Raw genomic sequence first — 25,534 nt, forward strand, 5'->3', positions numbered from 1 at the left:
AGATTTTATTTGCTTTGCTTCCCCTGCCGCTTCTAACTAGCAACTTAAGTTTTTACAGATTAGAGATTTCGGCGAGCGTTCAGTTCCCACTTACATTCAAGATACAGATACCCTTAAAAAATGTACTGAGCAGGATATTCTAATTGCTAGATATGGTGCATCCATAGGACGAATATTAACTGGGCTTTCTGGTGCCTACAACGTAGCAATGGCTAAAGTAGATATTCCAGAAGAAATGCACAGGCGATTTGTGTATTACCTATTACGTTCTGAGACATTTCAAGCACCACTACGGCTAGTTTCTCGCTCTGCTCAAAGTGGATTTAATAAACAGGATCTTGCAGAGATTGAGCTTCCTATAGCTCCACTCGAAGAACAAAAACGTATTGCTGAGAATCTTGATAAATTGTTTGCGCGGGTGGATGCTTGTCGTGATCGACTCGATCGGGTGCGGCTCATTCTCGATCGCTTCCGTCAATCTATTCTTGCCACCGCTTTGTCAGGAGAACTGACCGAAGATTGGAGAGAAGAAAATTCTAACAACGTTGAGCCTGCTTCTAATCTGCTTATCAGACTTCAGGAACGGTTTAGAGAAGGTTTTATACACAGAATATCGGATTCTCAAGCGGATAGAATTTCTGAACATACATTACCTGAAGGCTGGTTGTCTACTTCAGTAGAAGCCGTAGGAGAGGTTTTTTTAGGTCGTCAGAGATCTCCTAAGAATCATAGTGGTTCAAACATGCGTCCCTATATTCGAGCAGCAAACATTACTTGGGATGGATGGGATTTTTCAGATATTAAAGAAATGAACTTTAACCCTCGTGATTTCGAGAGGTATAAATTGCAGACTGGAGATGTTTTGATTAATGAAGGCTCTGGTAGCGCTAGTGAAGTTGGAAAACCAGCTATATGGCGAGGAGAGATAGAAAATTGCTGTTTTCAGAACACTCTCATTTGCGTTCGTCCATTCGAGAAGATGTCGGAGTATCTGTATTTAGTGTTCTTATATGCAGCTTTGTCAAAAGCTTTCGTTGAAGAAACTCGTGGCATCGGTATTCACCACCTCGGCAAAGAAAGGTTTTCAGCATTCCCAATTCCACTCCCTCCAATTAGGGAACAACAAGAAATTGTCCGTCGAGTCGCAGATTTGTTTACTTACGTTGATCGCCTCAAAACCCGTTATCGAAATACCTACGATCGACTCGATCGATTGATACCTACATTGTTAGACGAGGCATTTAGAGGCGAGTTAGTACCACAAGATCCCAACGACGAACCCGCATCAATATTGCTGGAGCGCATTCGCAGGATGCGCGCGATTACCGAAGAAAACCTGACTAAACCGCTACGGCGCAAGCCTACTGACAAAACTTCTCAGCCCCAGGTTATTATGCTCAAGCGCAAGGACATTCAACCCTCTCATCTTGCTGACATTCTCAAGGAACATGGTTCAATGACAGCAGAAAACTTGTGGTCTGCCTCGCAGTTGGAGATCGACGATTTCTACGACCAGTTGAAAGACGAAGAAGCTCGTGGTCTTCTGAAAGAAACGAGGGAAGAAACTTCTAATGCCCCACGTCTGTTGGAGGCAGCATGAGACTAGATTGGCTACGCATTCCCAGCTATGGAAACTTGCAGAACTTTGAGATTGACTTTGACGAAGAACAGCCCACGGCAGTAATCATTGGGCGCAACGGTTCAGGTAAGTCTAATCTGATTGAGGCAATCGTCGAGATCTTTCGGGAGTTAGCAATTGGTCGTGCACCCTCATTTGCCTATATGCTTCGCTATGTATATCGAGAGAAAATCATCGAATTAGATGCTGATCCAGAACGGACAAGCAGACGACTCAAAATCAGCGTTGACAAAAAATCCCTCTCTCAAAAAGACTTTAAAGCCAGTATTGATGACTATTTGCCGAGTTATGTGTTTGCTTATTACTCTGGCTGGAGCAGCCGACTGGAGAAGCACTTTGACAAACCAACGCGCGACTACTACCTAAGAATTCTAGATAGCAAGGGAAGTGAGATGCCGCTACGGCGACTGTTCTTTTGCCGCAAAGAGTATAGCCAGTTGGTGTTGCTAGCTTTCTTTTTATCTGAGTCAACAAGCGCACTGAAGCTACTAGAAGATTATCTCAATATCAAATGTTTTAGCTCTGCACTCTTTGTCTTAAAAACGCCTTGGTGGCGCGGTAGTGGTGCGCCCAAAAAGATACAACGAGATGAAGGCGATCCTCGTTTCTGGTATGCCCGTGGTGCATTCAAAACCTTTTTAGATACACTTTGGAATGGCGCTTTAGCTCCCATTCGCAATACTGAATCCATTGAGCGGGATGTACGGCGGCAAGGAGAGAAAGTCGAGCGATTATATTTGTTTATCAAAAATCAAGTTGAGCTTGCGCGGCTGAAAAAAGAGCAGGAAGACCCAAAAACACTATTTGGTTATCTCGAAAGCCTGTTTCTGTGCGACCTGATGGATGAAGTACGGGTCACTGTTGAGCGTAGTGATGGCACACAAGTTAAGTTCACTCAATTAAGTGAAGGGGAACAGCAACTATTGACTGTACTCGGACTCTTGCTATTTACTCAGAACGACGAGTCGCTCTACTTACTCGACGAGCCAGATACTCACTTGAATCCAGTGTGGACTTACGACTTTCTAAAACTTCTCCAAGACAATATTCGGGCTGAGAAGGGGCAATTACTCATTGCCACTCATAATCCACTTATGATCGGGACTCTGCACAAAAACCAGGTACGTATTCTCAGGCAGCAAGAGCAAGCCACAATGGCCGAAGAACCTGAGTACGACCCAATTGGTATTGGAATAGAAGGATTGCTGAAGTCGGAACTGTACGGTCTGAGATCAACCCTAGCACCTGAAATCCTGGAAAAGCTTGATGAGCATTATCGCTTGTTGGGCACTCAGGAGAAAACCCCTGAAGAAGAACTGAAATTGATCAAACTAGCTAATGAACTCAATTCACTACATGTGTCTCGTACACACCCAAATCCCTATTTCGAGCAATTTGCGAATGCAATGGCGAGAACTATACCTGAACAGGATGTATTAACTAAAGAGGAGATAGAAGACCAAGCTAGATTAGCCGACGAGGTTTTAGCTGAAATTCTTGTGGAGGAAGATGCGTTAGAGGAGGGTAAACAAAATTGAGACACATTCCGTTAGAGCCTCCTAAACCAGAATCACAGCATTACTCGGAATATTTGAAATTTCTTACAAAGGCGAACGAACTGCTTGAGGATCTAAAAGCGGCTCCAAATGCAGAAGAACGAAAGAAGATAATTGATGGTAACAGCAAGGTCTGGGGCGATTTGAAAGAGTGGTTACTCACACTTTCAGACCAGAAGTGTTGGTTCTCAGAAGCAAAAGACTGCTTTAGCCATTGGGATGTAGAACACTTTCGCCCAAAGAAATCTTCTAAAGATTTGGATGGCACTGAACACGAAGGTTACTGGTGGCTCACGTTTGACTGGAGCAACCTTCGTATCTGCGGTAATGCAGGCAATAGAAAGAAAGGAACGTTCTTTCCATTACGCGAAGGATGTGCAAGAGCTACAGATCCCAATCGTGATTTGCGGTTTGAAGATCCTTTATTACTAGATCCCGCTCATGATCATGATCCAACTCTTTTATCTTTCAACGTAGAAGGACGAGTAATTCCTAGTCCCTATGTTCATGATGAGTGGGAGCAATTGCGGGTCACATACTCAGTTGAGAGATACAACCTCGATTTTCCTCCCCTTATGAATAAGCGTAAGGTGGTTTGGCAAGATTGTTGGCAGCATGTCCAGGCTTATTTGGAAGAGCTGAGAAAGTATGACAAAGATAGAAATAACGTTATTGCGAAAGAAGCCTTTAGAAAAGAAGCTGGGAACATTCGCAAAATGCTCAAAGCCGACCAGGAATTGTCTGCTGTAGCGCGTGCATGTTTATTGAGTACACCAGATCCGCGATTAAGAGGTTTTCTTCAGAGTGCCTAAAATAGCAGGAGAAGCTTCTTCGGTTCATTGATTCTGAATATTCAGCAGCGTTAGCTTATGCAGGGCTGAAATCTACAATGTGGAGCGCAGTCATCAGATGAAGCGACAAGAGTGGATCGAGGAGGTTCCGAATTCCAACCGCCAGGATTAAATGCCAACTTTCGGTGAGAAACCTACGATCGTTCCTCAATTCCGCAGCGCGATCGTCATATTCATTCAATCGATCTTCAATAATCTGCCGGATGCGATCGCGTCTCATAAAAAACCGGACGCAAAATGCATACCACATCTCACGCCCGCTGCCGATCCTCTAGAGAGGAGAACACTGTAGAACACTATAAATTTACTGCGAATCATTGTCAATACAACTGCAATAAATTCTCAATTGCCAATCGATCCCTAGTCAACGGTCTTAATCCTAAGAAGAGAGCTGCCATTGGCAACGCTGTGTAGAAAAGGCATAACTTCATTCAAGACCTGTCTCAGCCAGTATTAGCGTATTACCTGAAAAAGTTTAGAAGGAGTATTATATTTGGGACTTACAAGATTTTGCTGACTCCAAACTATGACTCTCCAACTACGTGTGTACGTTCCGCCTCATCCCTTAATTCAGCACTGGTTGGGAGTCGCTCGCGATGCGTCCACACCGTCGGCTCTGTTTCGGAGCGCCATGACTGAGTTGGGTCGGTGGCTCACTTATGAAGCGGTTCGGGAATGGTTGCCAACGCTAGATACAACGGTCGAAACGCCGCTTGCGCCCTGCCCTGCCACGTTTATTAATCCAGAAACGCCGATCGCTGTTGTCCCGATCTTGCGGGCAGGACTCGCCTTACTCGACGGAGCACAGTCTCTCTTACCATTGGCATCGGTCTATCACTTGGGTCTAGTTCGCAATGAAGAAACGTTAGAAGCCAGTTGCTATTTAAATAAATTGCCCGCTCAATTTGATCCTCAAACTCGGGTTTTGATTCCTGAACCGATGTTGGCAACGGGTGGATCAACCATGATGGCAATGGCAGAATTAGTAAAGCGGGGCATTGATCCAACATTTGTAAGAATTGTTTGTGTGGTGGCCGCACCGCCTGCTTTGCAAAAACTGAGCGCTGCGTATCCGGGTTTGAATATTTATTCCGCCGCGATCGATGAAGGGCTTAACGATCGTGGCTTCATCGTGCCAGGGTTGGGAGACGCGGGCGATCGCACCTTTGGCACAGCGCATTAGAGGGCGAATCCGTATCAGTTATCACTAAAATCCTTTTTGCAAGAGTAATGAATGGCCCTCAATCGATACAATAGAAGGAAAGCATCTTGAGTCAGCTATGAGTCAACAAGATAACTTTTCAAGTGGCTTCTTTCTAGGCGCGATCGCGGGCGGTGTTGTCGGCGGTGTATTGGGCGTACTGGTCAGCCAACGCCTTGGCGATAAATCAGTAGAAGAACCGTTGCTCAAGGCTGAATCCGCTCAAAGCAAAGCTCTAAAAGCCAGACGGCGTTCTCTAAGAGCTTCCTCTGAGCAGAATATTGAGCTGGCTCGCCAAAGTTTGGAAGACAAGATCGCGCAGTTGAATACGGCAATTGACGACGTGCGGCAGCAGCTAGGCAGCGTCAACGGTCGTCCGACCGAGCTAGAGGAGAATACGATTGGCACAAAGCGCAATCCAGATGGAAGCGTAGAAACCTCCTAAAGCGGTTCGCCAATTGTGAGAAGAATCGCTTAAACTGTGTTCAAAGCTAAACACCCCTAGACATTGAAAGGAAACCACAACTATGGAAGCCTTAGCGTTATTGCTAACCACGTTAAATAGCTTTATCAGCATTTATACCGTTCTGCTGATTATTAGAATTTTGCTGACTTGGTTCCCCAACGTCGATTGGTATAAGCAGCCCTTTGCGCTTCTGAGTCAATTGACCGATCCCTACCTCAATCTGTTTCGCTCGGTCATTCCGCCGCTCGGTGGAATTGATTTTTCTCCGATTTTAGGGTTCTTAGTCTTGAATCTCATTCAAAGTGTTGTGCTGCCCTCTGTAGCACGAGTGGTTGCAGGCTTAGTGATTTCATACCCCGCCGCCTAGCATCAGGAAGTTTCCATTTTCCCAGGTGTCAGCAGGGGTCGAAGTTAGAGAATAAGGAGCGGGCGCAGTTCATTTGGAGTTGCGCCCGCTCCTTGTTTTGTTGAGAGAGACCCTTTTGAGCAGAACCCGCTACGATCGCAAGGAATGTAACTCATAATCTCGAACGTGGCAAACCAGCGAATTCTGATTTGGTATCGCAATGACTTGCGGATTCAAGACCATGAGCCGATGATAAAAGCGCTCGAAACAGGAGCCGCTATTGTTCCTGTTTATTGTTTTGATGAGAGGCAGTTTGGAACAACGTCCTACGGATTTTCAAAAACGGGCGCATATCGAGCGCAGTTTTTGTTAGAGAGCGTGGCCGATTTGCGGAAGAGTTTGAGGGCTGTAAACAGCAACCTGATTCTACGCCGCGGCTTGCCTGAAAAGGTGATCCCTAAATTAGCCGAAGCGTTAGAAGTTCAGGCGGTGTATTTTTATGGGGAAGTAACGTCTGAAGAGCGAGCGGTTGAATCTGCACTGGAGCAGACCTTGAGTGCGATCGGAGTTCAAACCAAACGGTTTTGGGGACACACGCTATATCATGTGGATGACTTGCCCTTTGACATTGGCGACATTCCTGAACTTTTTACCAGCTTTCGCAAACAAGTCGAGAAAGCTTCGACTGTTTATGAAACTTTTCCAGCACCGCAAACGCTAGATGATTTGCCGGAAGTTGAAGTTGGTGAGTTACCAACCCCAGCAGATTTTGGCTTAGAACCTCCGTTAGTCGATCCACGTGCTGTTCTTCCCTTTAAGGGTGGAGAAACGGAAGGGCTGGCGCGACTACAACACTATTTTTGGACGCAAGAGCATCTCAAAACTTACAAAGAAACGCGAAATGGAATGCTTGGTGCAGACTATTCCTCGAAATTTTCACCTTGGTTAGCACTAGGCTGTTTGTCGCCGCGCTATATCTACTGGCAAGTGCAGGCATATGAATCGCAGCGCATCCGCAATGACTCGACGTATTGGCTAATTTTTGAACTGCTGTGGCGCGATTATTTTTGGTTCATCTGCGCTAAGCATGGGAACCATATTTTTCGGGCATCAGGAATGCAGGGTCGAGCGATCGCATGGAAAGAGGACGAAGCACGATTTGATCTCTGGCGCGAGGGCAAAACCGGCTTTCCGCTTGTCGATGCCAACATGCGAGAAATTGCGGCTACAGGCTACATGTCCAATCGCGGACGGCAAAATGTCGCGAGTTTTCTGACCAAAAATCTCGGTATCGACTGGCGATGGGGAGCCGAATGGTTTGAGTCGCTGCTGATTGACTATGACGTATGCAGCAATTGGGGCAACTGGAACTACACGGCTGGAGTCGGCAACGATGCCCGTGGATTCCGGTTTTTCAATATTGTTAAGCAAGCCAAGGATTACGATCCCCAAGGAGAGTATGTGAAACACTGGTTGCCTGAACTTGCCAATGTGCCTGCCGCAAAAGTGCATGAGCCGTGGAAGCTGGCTTCTGTGGAGCAAGATCGCTTTGAAGTGAGACTCGGCGTTGACTATCCCAACCCGGTTGTAGATTTGTTTAAGTCAGGCGAGGCAAACGAGAAGCTCTACAACCAGGGGCAACCATCCGGTAAGACGTCGAGAGTGAGGGGTAGACGATAGCAGTTCTCTTGAGAATTTGACTCAGCTATACCCGTCCTACTGGTGCTGCAATCAGGCATTCAGTGCTCGTTGAGTGGGTGCGTCAGCAACCCCAGTGAGGCTAAGCTTGGCAGAGCGCTGAAAGGCAATTAGCGCTGAGCGAGTTGCTGTGCCAAAAATGCCATCGCTCGCACCAGGATTAAATCCTTTGCGTTGCAGTTTTTGCTGCAACACCACCACAAGCGGACCTCGATTCCCTTGAGCTAACCAGATGTAGCCTTGAGTAAAATCCCGTAGCGAAGCGATTGGGCCATTAAATCGATTCACATCAACCCCGCCCTGCACGCCCGAAATGCGACCAGAATCAGAATATTGCCAAAAGACCCACTGCGGCCAATTCCCAGGGAGTATAGGTCGATCAACCTCGTATTGAGCAATCCATAGAGGATGGCCGCGAAACGCGTCCGAGTTATTGAGCGAGCTTTCCCAAAACCCCAACGAGGTATAGATAATCGCTTGGCGTTTTGTGGCAGTTTCAACAACTCGTAGCCATTGAGCAATGCGATCGTTGAGGTCTCTCGCTCCCACGCCATCGCTCACTTCTACGTCTAGCACGGGGGGCAAGTCTCCGAGCACCGTTTTCGCAGTTCTCAAGAACGTGTTCGCTTGAGCGACCGGATCGGTTCGGGGACGAAAGAAGTGATAGGCTCCCCGCACTAAACCTGCGGCTTTCATGCCTGCCCAATTTGCGGCAAAGGTTTCCGACACTAGGGTTTGTCCTTCTGATGCTTTGGCAATGCCAAAAGAAACGCCTGACTTGGCAACGGCTTGCCAATCGACGCGACCTTGATAATCTGAAACATCAATTCCTAACAGCATGGTAATTCAGACAATGACAGCAATAACAGTGATGAGCGTTCCGAGCCTAAAGTTTCTTTAAGGCTTCACTGATCGCATCAATCTTAGCGAAATTAAGCTCAGCGAAATTAAGAAAAGCCATTTTGCGGTTTGTCCTCAAAATCATCTTTTCTTCATAGCATTGCTAACGCTGTCGCAACTTTTGAGAATAAAAAGATGCAGACTCTGTTCCTTTTGTGCATTCTTGCGTAAATTTAATCAAGTGATGAGCGACTAATCCGACGTGAATCACTTGTTCAATTTTCGTTTGCTTTAGCGCTGGTTTTGCCATTGCCCAAAACGTTTTCCGATAGTTTCCAAACACGCCCACTTGCAGCAAGATTTTTGCCAGCATGGTTAGGCCTTTGCGAACCTTCTCAGGAGACGTGCGAGCAGGACTGTTGGGAACCTTGATGCGATTGGGATAAGTATGCTCGCACTGGTAAGCAAAGCGTTCGTAGAGAAAGTCTGGAGCGTAAGCCGTCGCGATGCAGCGTCGCCACATTTCCATCACTTGGTCATACGGCATGAGAAACTCGACGTTCGATTCGCGCCCCTGATCAGGCACAATTCGTCCTTCTTGCTGCAATCGATCCCAAAGCGGCGTTTTTGGCAGCGCGTAGAGAAGATTAATCGTGAGCATTGGAATTTGAGACAAACGAATGAAGTCGATAATGCGATCGCACGTCTCTGGCGTATCGGTATCCAATCCTAAAATAATGCCAGATACAACCTCCATGCCATAGCTATTTATGATCTTAATAGCATCTAAAATAGGCATACTGAGATTATGCAATTTAGAAATTGCTCGTAATGCTTCTGGATCAGGTGTTTCAATACCGCAAAACACGGTACAGAAATAGGCTTCTCGCATCATTTCAAGCAACTTTGGACTCTGAGCCAAATTCAATGTGGCTTCGCAAGCAAACTGCACTGGATAACCATTTGCCTTCTGCCATTCGATCAAATGGGGTAACAGTTCTGAAATCGCTTTGCGGTTGCCAATGAAGTTATCATCGACGAAATAAACGGCACCAGGATTTCCTGCTTCTAGCATGGCATCCAACTCACGCAGAAGTTGTTGAGGTGTCTTCAGCCGTGGATTGCGACCGTACAAAGTTGGAATATCACAAAATTCACACTGGTAGGGACAGCCACTCGAATACTGAACGTTGGCTAGAAAATAATGATCTAAATTGAGCTTGTGATAGGCCGGAGTTGGAAACTCAGTGAGCGGCAAGCGATCGCGGGTTTCAAATCGAACTTGCGTAACTGGACGCTCGGAGTGCTGATCGAGATACTCAATCATGCGATCGCTCGCGTCTCCCAATTCACCAACATGCAAAATATCGAAGTCAGGATAATATTCAGGACACCCGGAAACGGACGGACCGCCCACCACCGTTATTTTTCCAGCTTCATGCGCAAGATCATTAATATGATTGATCTGAGGGCGCTGAATATGCATTCCACTCACAATCACTACGTCTGCCCACGCATACTCTGCCCGCGTCGCCGCTCGAATATTCTCATCGACAAACCGCACGTCCCATTCTTCGGGCAGATAAGCGGACACCAGTAAGAGACCTTGAGGCGGCATAAATGCCTGAACGCCCCTCAACCCGTAGGCATGATGAAAGGTTCCAAACGAGCGACTGTATTTAGGGAAGACGCACAAAATTCGTCGATGGTTTTGCGGTATGTAGCGCGATCGTTGAGGCAGATCGGCCTGCTGAGGAGATGAAGTCGATTGGGGGGCGTCTAGAATATCGGTCATCGAGATTGCTCCTCACGAGTTCAGGTTGAAGAAGATAGGTGCAACAGCCGAAGAGAGCGCTGCTTTTACGCTAATTTCTCGTAAGTTTAACAATTCTCGAATGAATAAATCATCACTTCGCAACTTTAATTGCGACAGAATATTACCGATCAATCACGACTTAGATTTAGTTTTGTTCGTAGTATTTTTAAATGTTTCACTTTTTATCGATTGGTATGGGTAGTCGTTTTTCTTAAAACCATTGATCGACTCTATCTATAGAGGGATGAAGACAGCATACTTACATCGTGATTGCTGATGTTCAAGGAAGATTCAGTAATTTCGACGGCGCATTGTGATTCTATTCATCGCACCCTAATCGCTACCCCATTGCTTGTAAGGATCTTTGGTCATGTCCAACGCTTTCGACTCGGCTGCTCCTATCAACCCCTACACACTTGACCCTACAGGTTGGACGGTTTCAGAAACAGAATTTAACCCGCAACGCCTCCACGCTCAAGAAACGGTCTTTACAATTGGCAATGGATATCTCGGAACTCGGGGTGCATTTGAAGAAGGCTACCCCAACGAAAATGCCGCCACGCTGGTTCACGGGATGTTTGATGACGTTGCCATCTGCATAACAGAACTGGTCAATTGTCCCAACTGGTTGCCGCTGACCATTAAGGTCAATGGAGAAGCATTTCGGCTCGATTCAGGAACAACTTTGAGCTACGATCGCCGCCTCAATCTACGGCTCGGATTACTCATGCGCTCCCTCCGGTGGCAAAGTCCCGCCGGGCACATTCTCGATTTTCGCTTTGAGCGGTTCTGTAGCGTTGCCGATCCGCATGTCCTATCTTTGCGATGCCACGTCACATCGATTAATTTTACGGGCGATGTGGAGATTGAATCTGGCTTTGAGACAGAGCCAGAAACGCAAGGAGTGCCTCACTGGAAAACGCTGCAACAGGGCAGTATCAACAATGTTATTTGGCTGTTGTCTGAAACGATGCACTCGGGGCTTCAGCTAGGCATGACGGCGAAAATTGTAGTGTTGGCCGAAGATGGAATTTTGCCAATGCAGGGGAAGTCTAGTCAGCCAACGCTTACGACAACCGTTTCCATTACAGAAAACCAAACAATTACCATCGAAAAGACGGTTACGCTCTACACCTCGCGTGATACAGAAACTCCGCTAGAAGCGGCTCTGAACCGATTGGCGACAACCGCACGCTATCAAACAACCTTTGCCGCCCATATTGCGGTTTGGGGCATGACTTGGCAGAACTGCGATATCGAGATTGAAGGCGATCCGACGGCTCAGGTGAGTGTGCGATATAACTTGTTTCAGTTGTTGATTGCCGCTTCTGGAAGCGACGATCGCGTGAGTGTTCCGGCTAAAACGCTGTCTGGATATGCCTACCGAGGACATGCCTTCTGGGATACAGAAATCTTTGTTACTCCATTTTTTAGTCTGACCCAGCCACACATTGCTCGTAATCTCCTCAACTACCGCTATCACAATCTAGCGGGGGCGCGTCGCAAGGCGCAGGCTGCCGGATTTGAAGGCGCACTGTTTCCTTGGGAGAGCGCAGGCAGTGGAGATGAGGTCACACCCCGTTGGGTTCCTGGAAAAAACGGAGAGTTGATTCGCATTTGGTGTGGTGATATTGAGCTACACATTTCTGCCGATGTTGCTTATGCGGCGTGGCAGTATTGGAAAGTGACAGGCGATGATGAGTGGATGCGCGATCGCGGCGCAGAACTGGTACTAGACACAGCTAAATTCTGGGGAAGTTACGCAACGTGGAATGCTAGCGATCGCACCTATGAGATCAAGGATGTCATTGGTCCTGATGAGAACCATGAGCATGTGGATAACAATGCCTTTACGAACGGCATGGTGCAATGGAATTTGCGATCAGCACTTGAACTTTGGGATTGGCTGTCTCATGCGTATCCAGAAGCAGCCGTTCGATTAGAAACGTCGCTCGACCTCACATCAGAACGGTTTGAGCACTGGTCAGACGTTGCGAGATCGCTGGTTATGCGCCGCGATCGCGAGACGGGATTGATCGAGCAATTCGATGGATTCTTTGATTTAGAAGACGTCAATTTCGCCGATTACGAACCCCGGACGACTTCGATGCAAGCTCTGCTGGGCATTGAGCCAACCAATGAGCGACAGATTCTTAAACAACCCGATGTGCTGATGCTGATCTATTTGCTAAGGCAACAGTTTGATCAAAAGACACTGCAAGCAAATTGGGATTACTACACGCCCCGAACCGATCTCAAATATGGTTCGTCTTTGGGTCCAGCCGTTCAAGCGATTCTAGCGTGTGACCTCAATCAACCTGAAGACGCTTACAGTCACTTCCTGCGGGCTGCTCTTGTTGATCTGGAAGATGTGCGACTCAATGCGGCAGAAGGAATTCATGCGGCGTCGGCGGGTGGAGTTTGGCAGACCGTAATTTTCGGCTTTGGTGGCATTCGGTTGACGGAGTTTGGTCCAATCGCCTGTCCCAATCTGCCGTCTAACTGGACTCGTCTAAAGTTCCGCCTCAAGTGGCGCGATCAGTGGCATGAATTTGACCTGACGCCCCATCACGCTGAGGTTACTTTCGATGCGATCGCAGCAGAACGTCATACAGAAATCGCGAAGGATACAGTAACGGTTCATCGTGTTTGAGTGAGCCAGGACTGATTAAACTTCTTGCAAATGTCTGCCCTCATCCCTAACCCCTTCTCCACGTTTGGGGAAGGGGTTAGGGATGAGGGCCGATTTTTATTCTCGACAGGATCCTCGTGACCCATCCACGCTCTAAACAAATCGAGTCAGTTGAACGCGGTATCGGTCTTTCTTCGTCACCATCACATCTCCAACTTCGACCCGGCCTTTGCCCCGAATCGCGATCAGATCTCCGGCTTTAACGATGTGACTAGAAGAGGTGGTATCTCTCCAGTTCACACGCACATCGCCGCTGTTAATGAGATCCGCCATTTTGCTACGCGACATGCCAAAGCCAGCAGACGCGATCGCATCGAGTCGCATCGACGCTTCCACAGTCGTTAGTTCTTTCTTCTTCGGCTCCCGAATCTTCAGTTCGCTAAGCGGAATCGCTTGTGTTTTCACCGGAACCGATCGCACTTGCTGCAAACTAGATTGCAAGAAATCCACCAGTTCTGGAACCACGATCGCTTGTGCCCCGCGTTCTCCTAGCACCACAATGTCGCCCACTTTCTCCCGCACTAGTCCTGTTCCTAGCAGTGCGCCTAAGAAGTCTCGATGTGACGCGGGATCGAAGAGGAAATTTCCGGCAATTTCAAGGGCAGTCAGTTCGACTTGCTCTGTCTCTAGAGGAAGGTCAGGACGTGCGATCGCAAGACGCTTTCGTTCTGCTTGAGGATAGCCGCCCCATTCAATCAACTGCACCTCAGTCAGTCGCCCAAAGGCCCGCTGCACCTCGGCGAATTCAGGAGGCGATAGAAAATCGCTTTGAACAACCTCCCACGTTTTAATCGCTTGTTCTGCCTGGTCGATCACTCGCGCCACAGTGTCTCGATTTTCTACACCTTTAAGCAGGTCTTCTCGCGGTAGCATGTAAATGTCTCAATCGTGCTAGGACACTTCATTGTATCGAAGATAGTCCTGGCTCAGAGCAACCCTGCCATTTGCAATTGCGATGACTCAAGCCAAACAGCGTTTTCTAAGCTTTGATGACTATCTGACTTACGACGATGGCACAGATACACTATACGAACTGTTTAACGGAGAATTGATCGAAGTGCCCCCAGAGTCAGGACAAAATACGGAAATTGCTGTCTTTCTACTGCTACAGTTCGCTGCGATCATCGGACATCTTAGAGTTAGACCGCATGGGCTAGAGCTTGAAGTTCGAGGCGAACCCCGCAACCGATATCCTGATTTGACGATTCTTCGAGAAGAACATGTGTCCCAATTGCAGCGCCGCAATACGATTCGGCTTTCGATGGCTCCTCCAGCGTTGGTTGTTGAAGTAGTGAGTCCGGGCGAGTTGCAGCGTGACCGTGATTACGTCGCTAAACGATCGCAGTATGCCGCGATCGCAGTTCCTGAGTACTGGATTGTTGATCCTGAAATCGAGGTAATATCGGTCTGTGAACTAGGCAACAGTGAGTATCAGGTGACGCAGTTTCGAGGCAACGATCGTATCGTCTCTCCCAACTTTGACGATCTGCACCTGACCGCAGAGCAAGTGTTAAAAGCAGGAGGATGAGAAGAGTATGAATTTTCAGTCGGTTATTGCTACGCTGCATCAATTTTGGAGCGATCGCGGGTGTCTCATTGTTCAACCCTACGACACGGAAAAAGGGGCAGGAACCAAGAGTCCGCACACGTTTTTAAGGGCCATTGGACCTGAACCTTGGTCGGTTGCCTACGTAGAACCTTGCCGTCGCCCTGGTGATGGACGCTATGGAGAAAACCCGAATCGAGTGCAGCATTACTATCAGTATCAAGTGCTGATCAAGCCTTCACCTGATGATATTCAAGAGGTCTATTTAGAGTCGTTGAAAACATTAGGAATTCATCCTGAAGATCACGATATTCGATTTGTGGAAGATAACTGGGAAGATGCAGCAGTTGGTGCGTGGGGCGTCGGTTGGGAAGTATGGCTCGATGGAATGGAGGTTACTCAGTTTACCTACTTCCAGCAGTGCGGTGGCCTAGATTGTCGCCCCGTCTCGATCGAGATTACCTACGGGCTAGAGCGCCTAACGATGTATCTTCAGGGTGTTAACTCCATTTTTGATATTAAATGGAACGATAAACTAACCTACGGAGACGTATTCCTTCAAGGTGAAATTGAAAGTTCTACCTACAACTTTGAAGCCTCGAATCCAGAATTGTTGTTTACCTTGTTCAAATTGTATGAACAAGAAGCTCAACAATTGATGCAGAAAGAATTAGTTCTACCTGCTTATGACCAGGTATTGAAATGCTCTCACACGTTTAACTTATTAGATGCACGAGGCGTTATTTCTGTAACAGAACGCGCCCGTTACATTGGTAGAGTTCGCAATTTGGCAAGGCAAGTTGCACAACTTTATTTGAAGCAGCGTGAAGCAGCAGGATTTCCGCTATTGAAAGGTGAAAAGGTTGAAGTTGCTTGATCGCATCGCAAATTCACGGTGGTTTATACCTATTAGTAGTGTTAGCCTAACCTTGTACTTTGGGCTGCAAAGAAAGCATCAAATGGGCAAGAAGTACGAAGTGAGCATAATCCAGTTTCAAAGTTTTAATGGTCAGGAAGAACTCAATTTCTAAGAATTAAATTAGCTTTACTTCACATGTTCATCAAAGTTAAGTAATTAACCTTTTTCTTAACTAGGAAGACAGTATGTGTAGCAGAATTCCTAAGATTTTGTTGAGGCTCTCGATGTAGTACTCGGTGAAATCGATTTCTATGACTTGACCTTGTAACTTAAAAAATCTCCAGATTGTTCCAATGGTGACAACACCATAAATAATTGGAATATCGTTTCCTTCGCGCTGATTGAACAGTTGAGCCGCGATCATTTCAGCCATGCATTGTGCGAAACCACTTTTTAAGTTTTCATTCTTTGCTTCAACGATCGCTACAACAGGCGATTGAATTAGAAATTGCTCTGGGTTTTTGCTAAAAATAAAATCGCAAATTCCGCTTAACCCTTTTGTAGGATCAACTGTGAAATCAACACCCGAAAACAGGCTCACTTTACGGTCAAGTTTACGTCTTACTTCTATAAGAATTGGAGATATAATCATTTCTGATCGAGCTTTCTCTGAGCCAATTGCTATAGCTAAAGGAAGATTCTCTTTTAACGTATAGTTCAGATGTTCACTGCTTTCGGCTTCTCCAACTGTAGAAAATAGATTAACCGAATCTCGAAGCGTCAAGCTGAAATCTTTAATTAACTCGCTTAGTTTGAAATCGCTGTAAGCCATGTCTCTTTGCCGGGTAGAGCAACTCGGAATTTGATACTTATTTAGATTTAGTATATTGAGCTTGTTCTTGAGAACGCAACTTAGCAAGCTTAACTTCGCGTAGAATATTTCTCAACAATTCTTAAACTCAGTCTTCAAATCGAGGAGAACACGATGTCGTCTAGTTCGAGTCAAACTCTAGAGCCAATCGCGGCGTGGTTTCGTAGCTTCAACATTCCAGAGCCGATTGTGCATTGGGGACACCCTGCCATGATGGCGATCGTAGTTCTCGTCATGGGAAGCTTTGTAGCGTGGACAGGGTGGCGCGGTCGATTATCGAGCGACAAAGAAGTTGCTGCTAAAAGTCGGCTTGAGCATCGTAAGATTGCGCCCGCAATGACACTGTTTCTAGCTTTGGGCTATACCGGAGGCGTATTGTCATTGGTGATGCAACAAAAGCCAATTTTAGAGAGTCCGCATTTTTGGACGGCAAACATTGCGATAGGCTTCTTGTTTCTAAATGGCATTATTGCCTTCACTAATTTCGCTGGAAACAAACCCAGTTTGCGAATGTTTCATGCTTATTTAGGTAGTGCTGCAATGGGTGTTCTACTGCTTCATGCTTTTTTCGGAATCAGACTTGGATTATCTATCTAAACGTTTTCTTTATGAGGGATGAAGGATGAGGGATGAAAGCTAATCCTCATTCTTCTTTCCTCGTAAAGTGCTAAGCGTCCTGAATCCCCTAGTTCAAAATCGACAGACCATTAGAAAGACGGGGTACTCTAAGTCAGTTTTGGCGATTTAGAGAAGAAATTCATGGCTGTGACAAGTGTAGTAATCTGGTGCTTGGCTTACATTTTAGGGCTGATGGCAACTGCCTTTCCCTGGGGTGGAGCCGCTGTTTTAGGGTGTGCAACGATCGCTGCATTTGTCGTGCCTCGAATTAAACCAGGATACTTTCCAGCAAAAATTTGGCTCATTGCAGGCGTGATTGGAGTGCTGGCGAGTTTCTATTTACCGTTGCGATCGCCTCAACCTAGCGCTCATGATGTCAGTCGTTTCGCCACTGACGCGAGACAAGAAATGACGGTTTACGGTCAGGTCGAAGAATTGCCGAGACTGACGCGGAGTGGAAAATCGCAAGTATGGTTAGCGGTCAGTGGAGTAGCGTCAATCGATGAAACAGTGGACGGCAAACTCTATGTGACGATGCCGCCAGTCATGGCGAAAGATCTGTATCCAGGAGCCGCGATCGCACTCACCGGATCGCTCTACAAACCTAAACCTGCTCTGAATCCTGGCGGATTTGATTTTCAGAAATACCTGGCTCAGGAAGAAAGTTTTGCAGGATTTAAGGCAACAACCGTAGAGCGTCTAGAACCAACGCAGAAACCGAGTTGGGGACTATGGATGGTTCAGCAGAGAATTATCAAATCTCAAGCAGATCGATTGGGAAGCCCCGAAGGCGCATTGCTCAGCGCGATGGTGTTAGGGGGTCGCGTGGTTAATGTTCCGTTTGAGGTGAAAGATGCGTTTACCAAGATTGGATTGAGTCATGCTTTAGCGGCATCCGGGTTTCAAGTATCACTCATTTTAGGAGTTGTGTTAGCCCTGACTCGGCGGTTTCCCAAACTGGTGCAAGTCTGTTTCGGTGCAACAGGACTGATCATCTTTCTCGGCCTTGCAGGAGTTCAACCAGCTGTGCTTCGAGCCGTCTTTATGGGATTTGCGATTTTAATCGGAGTTGCAGCCGATAAACAAGTTAAGCCGATTGGTTCATTGCTCTTGAGCGTGACAATCCTACTATTTATCTATCCGACTTGGATCTGGAATTTAGGATTTCAGCTTAGCGTTCTCGCAACTTTAGGTTTACTCGTTACTGTTCCAATATTAACAAAATGGTTAGATTGGCTACCCAGCGCGATCGCACCTCCCTTCGCTGTCCCGATTGCGGCATATATTTGGACATTACCTCTACAGCTTTATGCTTTTGGCATAGTTTCGCCGTACAGCATTTTAGTGAATGTGATTGTCACGCCGCTTATTTCTATTCTTAGTATTGGTGGTTTTATCAGCGCGATATTAGCGTTAGCATCAGAATCGATTGGCAGTTATGCGGCATGGCTATTCTACTATCCAACACATTGGTTGATTGCGATCGTCATCTTCTTCTGCAAATTACCCGGAAACTCGGTTGCCCTTGGAACCATCTCTAGTGTGCTGACCTTAGCCTTATATGGATTGATTTGCTTACCTTGGTTGCAGCCGCGATGTCAGCGTTGGTGGGGGCTGATTCTGTTGGTAGGCATTAGTTTAGTGTTTATCCCGGCGAGCTATGCGAGAGCGAATTTATTGCAGGTGAGCGCGATCGCAACGAATCGCGATCCGATCCTGATTATTCAAGACGGAGGACGAGTCGGATTAGTTAACACAGGGGATGCAGCGACTGCAAGTTCGACGGTGCTGCCGTTTTTGCAGAAGCAAGGTGTGAATCAGATCGATTGGGCGATCGCGGCGAATCCCTCTAATCCCAATGGCTGGGCTACGCTTCTGGACACATTACCAATTAAAGCGCTCTATGATTTGTCCGATGCAAATCAGCCTGCCTTGAATCCGCAAGCGATGCGATCGCTGGAGAAGCAGCACAGCCAGTATGTTCAGCTCACCGAAAACATTGCTTTGGGTTCGGTCGCCGTTCGTCCACTGAGCCTTAATCCAACAATTGTTCAGTTTCAAATTGGGCCGCAGCGTTGGCTGTGGCTCAAAGATGTTCCGACCGATCAGACAGAATCTGAAGTCGATCTGCAAGGCAATCAAATCTTGTGGTGGTCTGGAAAAGCCTTACCGCCAACGCTGCTGAAGACACTCTCACCAAAAAGCGCGATCGCTTACGCTCAGGTGAGTTCTCGAACCTACAATCAGTTGCAGCGCATTGGAACCTCGGTCTACCGGACGGCTCAAACGGGCGCGATTCAATGGACGCCAAAGCTAGGGTTTAAGGCAACTTTAGAATCGGGCGAAGCAGACGCCGCACTCTTGTAGTATCATGGGTAGCTGTGGGTACGAGTTACGCTTACTCATAGCTCTGGAGAGGTGTCCGAGCGGTTCATGGTGACGCACTCGAAATGCGTTTTGGGGAAACCCAACGGGGGTTCGAATCCCCCCCTCTCCGTTTCAACTCAGCCAATCTTGGCAGGCAAGCACTATTGGAGTGAGTGCATAAAGCCGATCGCATTAAAATCGATCGCACGACCGCATAGAGATGAGTCATCGCACACAGTTCTCTGTCGGTTCTAACCTGCTCAACCGAGATTCTTACTAAGAGATTACTGCTAGATTCGCACAGGCTGTAGTGCTTCTATAGACTGTAGTGCCTCTGTCGCTCCTGCTTTTCTTGGAATCCACGCTTATCACTGTTTTGAGTATAAATTCTTATTGACAGTAGACTGCGAGTTTTGCTACTGAAAAATTTGTGATAGAGTGCAGAGGTATTGCAATTCCTAAAAAATTAGGCCTTTGCAGTAAATAGCTTCTTTCCCACCTATATAGGACTATCGAGCTAAAGCGGTCAGGGTCTGTGCGTCTGCTAAAGCACATTCATAGACAGCTATTGGTTCGCTGCTACATAACAACAGGCAGCGTTAACTCAGTCCAGTCAGGCTAATTCCTTAATGAGGTTAAGCAGTCATTGAAAATTCTAGCGTTAGAAATTAAGGTCGGCGATCGCATCCTTGCTTACTGCAACAACAAGATGCAAGTCTGCAAGGTGAAGCATATTTTAGAGCCTGGTCGGAACAATGTCACTCTGTCAGTTTCGACAACTGAGCATTCCCGAAACTCGCTTTCGCGTGTAATCCGTTTTAGTGGAGATGCGCTAGTCGAACTTCAAGCTAAGAGTTAGCAAAGCCGTTTCTGCGGAAGTAACCAGTTCAGCGATGCAACTTGTCTGTCGGTAGCAGACACTATCTCTATCGCAAATCGCTGCCAGTGCATCGCGGCTGGTGAAACTACTAGTCAGGTAACAGTCTGTTGACCAGAGATAGGCAACAAAAATCCAAAAAGCTGAAACCCGATGATCGAAAGATAAAGTAAAGACACCGCAAGATACGACGGGCCAATAGGCAACTAAGCTCAATCTTGTATAGTTTTAGTCCTTTAGTCCATCTGCAACACTCCGCTTTGCAAAAGTGCTGTTAGAATGAACTAGCGAATAGAGTATCGGTTGCAGCATTTGTTTTTGGGATTAACGGATCTTTTGCGTTTTTCATCGGCAGACTTCTCTCCGAAATTTTACTCCACACCCCTTTTAATTTTGGAGACAGTCTTATGTCGATTTATGTAGGTAATCTATCTTATGAGGTTACAGAAGCAGGTCTAACGTCCATATTTGCAGAGTATGGATCGGTCAAGCGAGTTCAGCTTCCCACCGATCGTGAAACAGGTCGTATGCGCGGCTTTGGCTTTGTAGAAATGGCGGCAGATGCTGAAGAGACAGCAGCGATCGAAGCACTGGATGGAGCAGAGTGGATGGGTCGCGATTTGAAGGTTAACAAAGCGAAGCCTCGTGAAGATCGCGGTGGTTCCTTTGGTGGCGGACGCAGATAATTGTTTCTTTGTAACAATTAGAAAGTTGAGACGATCAGATCTTGAACCCCGAATTGAAACAAGATAACTTACTGTTGTTCGTCATCTTGTTTCAACTTCTGGATCTGATTTCAAAAGGCTCAGGCAGGGATGCTTGAGCCTTTGTTTTTAATTAATCGAGTGAGATCGCCGCAATTGGGTTTTCTACGAAGGAAAGCAGGGCTAACCGAAGCTCGTCATCAACAAAGTAGCTTGTACACCAGAGAAAATAACTATGCACACTCTAGATAGACAAATGGGAACGCTTCATATTCACAAGAATGATTACTATTTAGAAGTAGAAGAATTGAAATTCCGAATCTTTGAATTTGATTGTCACAAAGTAAAAGAAGGCGACAAGAACGGCTCAGCGCAACTGTTCAGTTATCAGAACAGCGTTGATGGTTTCGCTGGCTATGTGTACATGGGAAGCCTTCAGATTGAACCTGCAACTAAAGCTTAGTTGAGTAAAGATTCAACTGAAGGAAAATAGCTCGTTCAATCCCTTTAAAGATTCTTGGCTGCGAACGTGTTGCACTGCTCCGGATCTCCCGTCTCAATGCCCTGCTTAAACCAGCGTGTGCGTTGAGCAGAACTACCGTGAGTAAAGGATTCTGGAACAACGCGTCCCCTGGCTTGCTCTTGCAGCCGATCGTCGCCAATCCCGCTTGCGGCGTTCAATGCTTCTTCAATGTCGCCTTGCTCTAGAATCTGCCGCGATCGCTGAGCGCGATTTCCCCAAACGCCTGCATAACAGTCTGCCTGCAATTCCAACATCACCGAAAGCTGATTGGCTTCTGCTTTGCTGACCTGTTTTTGCAGCCGTTGCACTTTGTCTGATGTGCCCAATAAATTTTGGACATGATGCCCGACTTCATGCGCCAGTACATAAGCTTGGGCAAAGTCTCCGGGTGCTTGATATTTGGTTCTGAGATCGCGGTAAAAACTTAGATCGATATACACTTTCTGATCGGCGGGACAGTAGAACGGACCCATAGCAGAGCGGGCAGATCCGCAGGCAGATTCAACCGCATTTGAAAATAAGACTAATTTCGGCTTTCGGTAGGTGCTGCCGTTCTGCCGGAAAACTTCGCTCCAGGTGTCTTCGGTATCTGCTAAGACGACAGAAACAAACTCTGACATTTGGTCATTAGCGGGAGGCTGTCCGGTCTGCGGATTCTGAGTTTGAGGCGCAGGGGCTTGATCGTTAGGGGATTGATTGAGAATTACGCTGGGGTCGCCGCCCAAGAGGGTGACTACGATCGCTAAAACAATGGTTCCAATACCGCCTCCAACTACTGGAGCAGAAATTCCTCTGCCCCGTCTGTCCTCGACATTCGTACTCCGACGACCATCCTTCCAGTCCATTTTGCAATCTCCAGATTTCTGATAGCTGTCCAAATCTGGACAATTACAACTATGCGCGGTCATTCGCAGAGTAGTTATTTAGACCGTGTCAGGGCATCTATCCAAGGATGAGTGGGTGAGGCGGTTTTTCTCAACTAAATAGAAGTTATGTCAACTCACCACAATCCAGGTGTAGGTGAGCATTCCAATTAAACCCAGTCCGATGACGACTTCTCGCTGTTGGTACCAAAGGGAACCCAACCCGTTGAAGACAAACGCTAGGGCTTCTCGACGCTCTTGTTTGAGGTCTGCCATTAGGACTTTGACTGTGGCATCTACTTCTTCTAGCGAAACGTCGCCTCGCTTGTAAGCGGCTTCTAGCTCGTTGAGCTTGCGCCAGTATTCGTTGGTTGCTTGTAATAGGTTGGGAAACATGGCAGAAAAGTTGTCTTTATATAGTTTTGTTACGACTTTAATGCAGGAATGAAGGGGACGTTCTCTGTAAAGGGTTAGAACTTGCGCTGTCGATGGTTAGAGTGAGGCGTTTTTATCTAGGCGTTTGGGCATTGGGGGGAGTGCGATCGCTCCCAAACTCTGATTGTTTGCATTCAGTAGCGCGATCGCGCCCCTTTGAACTCGAAGTGTCAGGCTTTTTGCTCGGAGTGTCGGGCTTGGAGCCTGGAACATGAGGCTTTTTGCTCGAAACGTCAGGCTTTGAACTCGAAACGTCAGGCTTTGAACTCGGAGCGTCAGGCTTTTTGCTCGAAGTGCCGAGCTTGGAACTCGGAGTGTCGAGATCTGAACCCGGAGTGCCGGGCTTGGAACTGCAATGATGAGGAAATTTTCCTGAAGGGTCGGGGGAGAGGCACGATCGTCGTGTATCACTGAGGGAACGCCCAACAAAATCGCTGCTTAAATCATGCTGCCAACTGATCCAATTTCGCTGGAAGTCATTAAAAAGCTGTCTGGTTTGATAATCGAGACTGTATGGAAGAAATCGGGCGAGAAAATTACAGAACAGCTTCAGCAGCAAGTTGGAACAGCAGTAGAAGAATATGTACGAACCTATCAGAAACGACACTGCACTCTGAAATATGAGTGCTTGCGAATGGATAATCCTACTCAGTTGGAAGATATTTACACAGATGTGCAGGTTTTAGACACGCGAGAAAGCCGCCGCTTTGAATCTCCTGACACTCTGAAAGAGCTTTACCTCGAAATTGGACGAGGTTTCGCCTTTGAGCGGACAACGCGCGAGAACGGAATTGCGGTCGCGAATCTAAGCCCTCGGTTAATGGTGTTGGGAAGTCCGGGAATCGGCAAATCTACGTTTCTGAGGAAAGTCGGATTAGAAGCGCTGAAGTGGGAAACGGCGAGATTTCGACACGAACTGATTCCAGTGTTTGTGGAACTCAAACGATTTGATTCGAGCCAAACTCAAATCGAGCAATTCATTGCTCAAGAGTTTGAAAATTGTGGATTTCCCAATGCAGAAGTGTTTACCCAGAGGCTATTAAAAGCAGGAAAGCTTCTCATTTTGCTAGATGGCTTAGATGAAGTGCCGATCGAGCATGTCGATCGCGCCATTACGCAGATTGGAAACTTGGTTGATCGCTACGATAAGAATCACTTCATTGCCTCCTGTCGAATTGCGGCTTACAAAGGAGGATTTCCGCGCTTTAAAGATGTGACAATGGCATCTTTTAATGATTCGCAGATGGAAACATTTGTGCGCCAGTGGTTTCGGAAAGAACCGAAGGATGCTGATGAGTGTTGGAAGTTGCTACAAAGCCCAGACTACAGAGCGGCGAAAGAACTGGGGCAAACGCCATTACTTCTGACGCTGCTTTGCGCTGTATATGACGAGTCGCAAAACTTACCAAAGCAGCGAGCAGCATTGTATGGTGAGGCGTTGGAGGTATGGCTGAAGAAATGGGCTTCAGAGAAACGCATTGCTCATGACCCGATCTACCGGGAATTGAGTCTAGAGCTAGAAAAAATATTGCTTTCCGAGATTGCTTACAGAAGCTTTGCTGAAGATCAGTTGTTTTTCTCAAAACGAGAGCTAACTGACCAAATCCGAGAATTTTTAATGAGTAATCTGAATGCACCAAAGCACCTAGATGCAGAAGCGGTGCTGAATGCCATTCAAGTGCAGCAAGGAATTTTGGTAGAACGAGCGAGAGATGCCTATTCGTTCTCGCATTTGACCTTTCAGGAGTACCTCACCGCGCAATACATCGTAGATGAACGGCAAGTTGGAACACTTGTTGCACAACATGTCTCTGATCAGCGTTGGCGTGAGGTATTTTTTCTCGTAGCTGGCTTAATGCGAAGTGCAGATGAACCTTTAAAGCTTATGGAGCAGGAAGCCCAAAACTTGATCCATTCAGAGAAACTCAAAGCATTGGTTGAGTGGAGTGATGAAATAACCACTGGATCAGCAGGCGATTTGAAACCAGCAGCTAAGAGAGTTGTTGCTCTCTTCTACGCCCGCGCCCTCGACTTCGACCTCGCCTGCGCCCTCAACCTCGCCCGCGCCCGCGCCCTCAACCTCGATCTCGCCCGCGCCCTCGACCGCGCCCTCGACTTCGCCCTCGACCGCGCCCTCGACGGCACCCTCGCCCGCGCCCGCGCCCTCGCCCTCGCCCTCGACTTCGACTTCGCCCGCGACTTCGCCCGCGACCGCGCCAAAGTAGAAATCTTCAATTCTTCGGTTGATTTCTCAACTTTGATTAATCAATTTGGAGCCATGAGAGCTTCTGTTCCAAGTGATAATGCACCTATTGAGGTGCGTCGAGCATTTGCCGATCGTCTTCGTCAAACTTGGCACGATGCTTTCCATCTCGATCGGGAATGGCTCAATTTATCTAAAGAAGAGGTGGATTCGCTCGAAAACTATCTCTACGCCAATGAGTTGATGATCCGTTGTAAAGAAGCTGCCTTGCGCGTGTCGCCGCAGGTCTGGGAAGGCATCGAATCTCGAATACTCACGGTCAGAGAGTGAAATGGAAAAAGAAATACAATTTAGTGAACACGCACTCTCAAAAATTCAAGTTTTAGAAGAACTTGGAATTTCACTGAAACCGAATTTATTGTAGACGTGCTGAGATGACCCGATTTTGTCGAGATTGAGGAAGACGGAAAGCAAATTGCTCAAAAACAACTCGATGAGCGGCAAGTTTTGCGAGTGGTGTATCGATTTGCTGCCTTCATTTTAGTTATTACGCTCTATCCAGG

Annotated in this window: 23 protein-coding genes and 1 tRNA gene; 16 read left to right on the forward strand and 8 right to left on the reverse strand. The window is 47.1% G+C overall.

Annotated features, from left to right (window positions below; translation table 11 throughout):
* The first annotated feature begins 94 nt into the window (after positions 1-94).
* The 3 genes from AC5JLB_RS18755 to AC5JLB_RS18765 are packed head-to-tail and all read left to right on the forward strand — an operon-like array spanning position 95 to position 4,007.
* Complete coding sequence (locus AC5JLB_RS18755) at positions 95-1,600, forward strand: restriction endonuclease subunit S (protein WP_495875414.1); 1,506 nt, start codon at positions 95-97, stop codon at positions 1,598-1,600.
* Positions 1,597-3,177 carry an AAA family ATPase gene (locus tag AC5JLB_RS18760; protein ID WP_495875345.1) on the forward strand — a complete coding sequence of 527 codons (1,581 nt, stop codon included), beginning with the start codon at positions 1,597-1,599 and terminating at the stop codon, positions 3,175-3,177. The genes AC5JLB_RS18755 and AC5JLB_RS18760 overlap by 4 nt, the downstream gene beginning before the upstream one ends.
* 53 nt (positions 3,178-3,230) lie before the next feature.
* Positions 3,231-4,007 carry an HNH endonuclease family protein gene (locus tag AC5JLB_RS18765; RefSeq protein ID WP_495875346.1) on the forward strand — a complete coding sequence of 259 codons (777 nt, stop codon included), beginning with the start codon at positions 3,231-3,233 and terminating at the stop codon, positions 4,005-4,007.
* A gap of 55 nt (positions 4,008-4,062) precedes the next feature.
* Here the strand turns inward: AC5JLB_RS18765 and AC5JLB_RS18770 are convergent, their stop codons facing one another.
* Positions 4,063-4,296 (reverse strand): hypothetical protein, encoded by a 234-nt coding sequence (locus tag AC5JLB_RS18770; protein ID WP_495875347.1) that lies wholly within the window; start codon positions 4,294-4,296, stop codon positions 4,063-4,065.
* 276 nt (positions 4,297-4,572) lie between these two features.
* Between AC5JLB_RS18770 and upp the strand changes: the two genes are divergently transcribed.
* The 4 genes from upp to AC5JLB_RS18790 all read left to right on the forward strand — a co-directional run bounded on the left by upp (position 4,573) and on the right by AC5JLB_RS18790 (position 7,739).
* A complete protein-coding gene (gene upp, locus AC5JLB_RS18775) occupies positions 4,573-5,229 on the forward strand; it encodes a uracil phosphoribosyltransferase (protein ID WP_495875348.1) in 657 nt (218 codons plus the stop codon).
* Between the two features lie 97 nt (positions 5,230-5,326).
* Positions 5,327-5,692 (forward strand): ssl2009 family thylakoid membrane protein, encoded by a 366-nt coding sequence (locus AC5JLB_RS18780; protein ID WP_495875349.1) that lies wholly within the window; start codon positions 5,327-5,329, stop codon positions 5,690-5,692.
* Positions 5,693-5,774: 82 nt separating this feature from the next.
* Positions 5,775-6,080 carry a YggT family protein gene (locus AC5JLB_RS18785; protein WP_495875350.1) on the forward strand — a complete coding sequence of 102 codons (306 nt, stop codon included), beginning with the start codon at positions 5,775-5,777 and terminating at the stop codon, positions 6,078-6,080.
* 165 nt (positions 6,081-6,245) lie between these two features.
* A complete protein-coding gene (locus tag AC5JLB_RS18790; protein WP_495875351.1) occupies positions 6,246-7,739 on the forward strand; it encodes a DASH family cryptochrome in 1,494 nt (497 codons plus the stop codon).
* A 51-nt stretch (positions 7,740-7,790) separates the two neighbouring features.
* Here the strand turns inward: AC5JLB_RS18790 and AC5JLB_RS18795 are convergent, their stop codons facing one another.
* Both AC5JLB_RS18795 and AC5JLB_RS18800 read right to left on the reverse strand, forming a co-directional pair.
* Positions 7,791-8,597 (reverse strand): GH25 family lysozyme, encoded by an 807-nt coding sequence (locus tag AC5JLB_RS18795; protein ID WP_495875352.1) that lies wholly within the window; start codon positions 8,595-8,597, stop codon positions 7,791-7,793.
* Between the two features lie 163 nt (positions 8,598-8,760).
* Positions 8,761-10,392 carry a B12-binding domain-containing radical SAM protein gene (locus AC5JLB_RS18800; protein ID WP_495875353.1) on the reverse strand — a complete coding sequence of 544 codons (1,632 nt, stop codon included), beginning with the start codon at positions 10,390-10,392 and terminating at the stop codon, positions 8,761-8,763.
* A 391-nt stretch (positions 10,393-10,783) separates the two neighbouring features.
* Here AC5JLB_RS18800 and AC5JLB_RS18805 point away from each other — a divergent pair, with 391 nt between their 5' ends.
* On the forward strand, positions 10,784-13,066 hold the full coding sequence (locus tag AC5JLB_RS18805) for a glycoside hydrolase family 65 protein (RefSeq protein ID WP_495875354.1): 2,283 nt from the start codon (positions 10,784-10,786) through the stop codon (positions 13,064-13,066).
* 132 nt (positions 13,067-13,198) lie between these two features.
* Here the strand turns inward: AC5JLB_RS18805 and AC5JLB_RS18810 are convergent, their stop codons facing one another.
* Positions 13,199-13,978 (reverse strand): photosystem II electron transport protein, Sll1252 family, encoded by a 780-nt coding sequence (locus AC5JLB_RS18810; RefSeq protein ID WP_495875355.1) that lies wholly within the window; start codon positions 13,976-13,978, stop codon positions 13,199-13,201.
* Positions 13,979-14,060: 82 nt separating this feature from the next.
* Between AC5JLB_RS18810 and AC5JLB_RS18815 the strand changes: the two genes are divergently transcribed.
* A complete protein-coding gene (locus tag AC5JLB_RS18815) occupies positions 14,061-14,633 on the forward strand; it encodes a Uma2 family endonuclease (protein ID WP_495875356.1) in 573 nt (190 codons plus the stop codon).
* A 7-nt stretch (positions 14,634-14,640) separates the two neighbouring features.
* A complete protein-coding gene (gene glyQ / locus AC5JLB_RS18820; protein ID WP_495875357.1) occupies positions 14,641-15,528 on the forward strand; it encodes a glycine--tRNA ligase subunit alpha in 888 nt (295 codons plus the stop codon).
* Positions 15,529-15,742: 214 nt separating this feature from the next.
* Here the strand turns inward: glyQ and AC5JLB_RS18825 are convergent, their stop codons facing one another.
* Positions 15,743-16,342 carry a hypothetical protein gene (locus AC5JLB_RS18825; RefSeq protein WP_495875358.1) on the reverse strand — a complete coding sequence of 200 codons (600 nt, stop codon included), beginning with the start codon at positions 16,340-16,342 and terminating at the stop codon, positions 15,743-15,745.
* A 153-nt stretch (positions 16,343-16,495) separates the two neighbouring features.
* Between AC5JLB_RS18825 and AC5JLB_RS18830 the strand changes: the two genes are divergently transcribed.
* The 5 genes from AC5JLB_RS18830 (at position 16,496) to AC5JLB_RS18850 (ending at position 21,410) form a co-directional block, all read left to right on the forward strand.
* Positions 16,496-16,978 carry a DUF4079 domain-containing protein gene (locus AC5JLB_RS18830; RefSeq protein WP_495875359.1) on the forward strand — a complete coding sequence of 161 codons (483 nt, stop codon included), beginning with the start codon at positions 16,496-16,498 and terminating at the stop codon, positions 16,976-16,978.
* Between the two features lie 162 nt (positions 16,979-17,140).
* Positions 17,141-19,366 (forward strand): ComEC/Rec2 family competence protein, encoded by a 2,226-nt coding sequence (locus AC5JLB_RS18835; protein ID WP_495875360.1) that lies wholly within the window; start codon positions 17,141-17,143, stop codon positions 19,364-19,366.
* 45 nt (positions 19,367-19,411) lie between these two features.
* Positions 19,412-19,496: transfer RNA gene (locus AC5JLB_RS18840), tRNA-Ser, on the forward strand.
* 1,154 nt (positions 19,497-20,650) lie between these two features.
* Positions 20,651-20,929, forward strand: coding sequence for an RNA-binding regulator (rbp, locus tag AC5JLB_RS18845; protein WP_495875361.1), 279 nt, complete (start codon positions 20,651-20,653; stop codon positions 20,927-20,929).
* A 253-nt stretch (positions 20,930-21,182) separates the two neighbouring features.
* Positions 21,183-21,410 carry a hypothetical protein gene (locus tag AC5JLB_RS18850; protein ID WP_495875362.1) on the forward strand — a complete coding sequence of 76 codons (228 nt, stop codon included), beginning with the start codon at positions 21,183-21,185 and terminating at the stop codon, positions 21,408-21,410.
* A gap of 44 nt (positions 21,411-21,454) precedes the next feature.
* On the opposite strand, the gene ypfJ is transcribed toward AC5JLB_RS18850, so the two are convergent.
* The 3 genes from ypfJ to AC5JLB_RS18865 form a co-directional block, all read right to left on the reverse strand.
* Entirely contained in the window at positions 21,455-22,315 is an 861-nt protein-coding gene (ypfJ, locus tag AC5JLB_RS18855) for a KPN_02809 family neutral zinc metallopeptidase (protein WP_495875363.1), read from the reverse strand.
* 150 nt (positions 22,316-22,465) lie between these two features.
* On the reverse strand, positions 22,466-22,729 hold the full coding sequence (locus tag AC5JLB_RS18860; RefSeq protein WP_495875364.1) for a hypothetical protein: 264 nt from the start codon (positions 22,727-22,729) through the stop codon (positions 22,466-22,468).
* Between the two features lie 96 nt (positions 22,730-22,825).
* Positions 22,826-23,194, reverse strand: coding sequence for a hypothetical protein (locus AC5JLB_RS18865; RefSeq protein WP_495875365.1), 369 nt, complete (start codon positions 23,192-23,194; stop codon positions 22,826-22,828).
* Positions 23,195-23,213: 19 nt separating this feature from the next.
* On the opposite strand from AC5JLB_RS18865, the gene AC5JLB_RS18870 reads away from it, so the two are divergent.
* A complete protein-coding gene (locus AC5JLB_RS18870) occupies positions 23,214-25,301 on the forward strand; it encodes an NACHT domain-containing protein (protein ID WP_495875366.1) in 2,088 nt (695 codons plus the stop codon).
* Positions 25,302-25,534 lie beyond the last annotated feature (233 nt).

The organism is Myxacorys chilensis, assembly GCF_059505265.1.

What these genes read in the sequence shown, in the direction of transcription:
- AC5JLB_RS18825 (WP_495875358.1), bottom strand. Translation starts at nt 16,342, where the DNA reads ATGGCTTACAGCGATTTCAAACTAAGCGAGTTAATTAAAGATTTCAGC.
- AC5JLB_RS18850 (WP_495875362.1), top strand. Translation starts at nt 21,183, where the DNA reads ATGCACACTCTAGATAGACAAATGGGAACGCTTCATATTCACAAGAAT.
- AC5JLB_RS18770 (WP_495875347.1), bottom strand. Translation starts at nt 4,296, where the DNA reads ATGTGGTATGCATTTTGCGTCCGGTTTTTTATGAGACGCGATCGCATC.
- AC5JLB_RS18815 (WP_495875356.1), top strand. Translation starts at nt 14,061, where the DNA reads ATGACTCAAGCCAAACAGCGTTTTCTAAGCTTTGATGACTATCTGACT.
- AC5JLB_RS18805 (WP_495875354.1), top strand. Translation starts at nt 10,784, where the DNA reads ATGTCCAACGCTTTCGACTCGGCTGCTCCTATCAACCCCTACACACTT.
- rbp (WP_495875361.1), top strand. Translation starts at nt 20,651, where the DNA reads ATGTCGATTTATGTAGGTAATCTATCTTATGAGGTTACAGAAGCAGGT.
- upp (WP_495875348.1), top strand. Translation starts at nt 4,573, where the DNA reads ATGACTCTCCAACTACGTGTGTACGTTCCGCCTCATCCCTTAATTCAG.
- glyQ (WP_495875357.1), top strand. Translation starts at nt 14,641, where the DNA reads ATGAATTTTCAGTCGGTTATTGCTACGCTGCATCAATTTTGGAGCGAT.
- AC5JLB_RS18760 (WP_495875345.1), top strand. Translation starts at nt 1,597, where the DNA reads ATGAGACTAGATTGGCTACGCATTCCCAGCTATGGAAACTTGCAGAAC.
- AC5JLB_RS18860 (WP_495875364.1), bottom strand. Translation starts at nt 22,729, where the DNA reads ATGTTTCCCAACCTATTACAAGCAACCAACGAATACTGGCGCAAGCTC.
- AC5JLB_RS18830 (WP_495875359.1), top strand. Translation starts at nt 16,496, where the DNA reads ATGTCGTCTAGTTCGAGTCAAACTCTAGAGCCAATCGCGGCGTGGTTT.
- AC5JLB_RS18800 (WP_495875353.1), bottom strand. Translation starts at nt 10,392, where the DNA reads ATGACCGATATTCTAGACGCCCCCCAATCGACTTCATCTCCTCAGCAG.
- AC5JLB_RS18780 (WP_495875349.1), top strand. Translation starts at nt 5,327, where the DNA reads ATGAGTCAACAAGATAACTTTTCAAGTGGCTTCTTTCTAGGCGCGATC.
- AC5JLB_RS18870 (WP_495875366.1), top strand. Translation starts at nt 23,214, where the DNA reads ATGCTGCCAACTGATCCAATTTCGCTGGAAGTCATTAAAAAGCTGTCT.
- ypfJ (WP_495875363.1), bottom strand. Translation starts at nt 22,315, where the DNA reads ATGGACTGGAAGGATGGTCGTCGGAGTACGAATGTCGAGGACAGACGG.
- AC5JLB_RS18795 (WP_495875352.1), bottom strand. Translation starts at nt 8,597, where the DNA reads ATGCTGTTAGGAATTGATGTTTCAGATTATCAAGGTCGCGTCGATTGG.
- AC5JLB_RS18810 (WP_495875355.1), bottom strand. Translation starts at nt 13,978, where the DNA reads ATGCTACCGCGAGAAGACCTGCTTAAAGGTGTAGAAAATCGAGACACT.
- AC5JLB_RS18785 (WP_495875350.1), top strand. Translation starts at nt 5,775, where the DNA reads ATGGAAGCCTTAGCGTTATTGCTAACCACGTTAAATAGCTTTATCAGC.
- AC5JLB_RS18835 (WP_495875360.1), top strand. Translation starts at nt 17,141, where the DNA reads ATGGCTGTGACAAGTGTAGTAATCTGGTGCTTGGCTTACATTTTAGGG.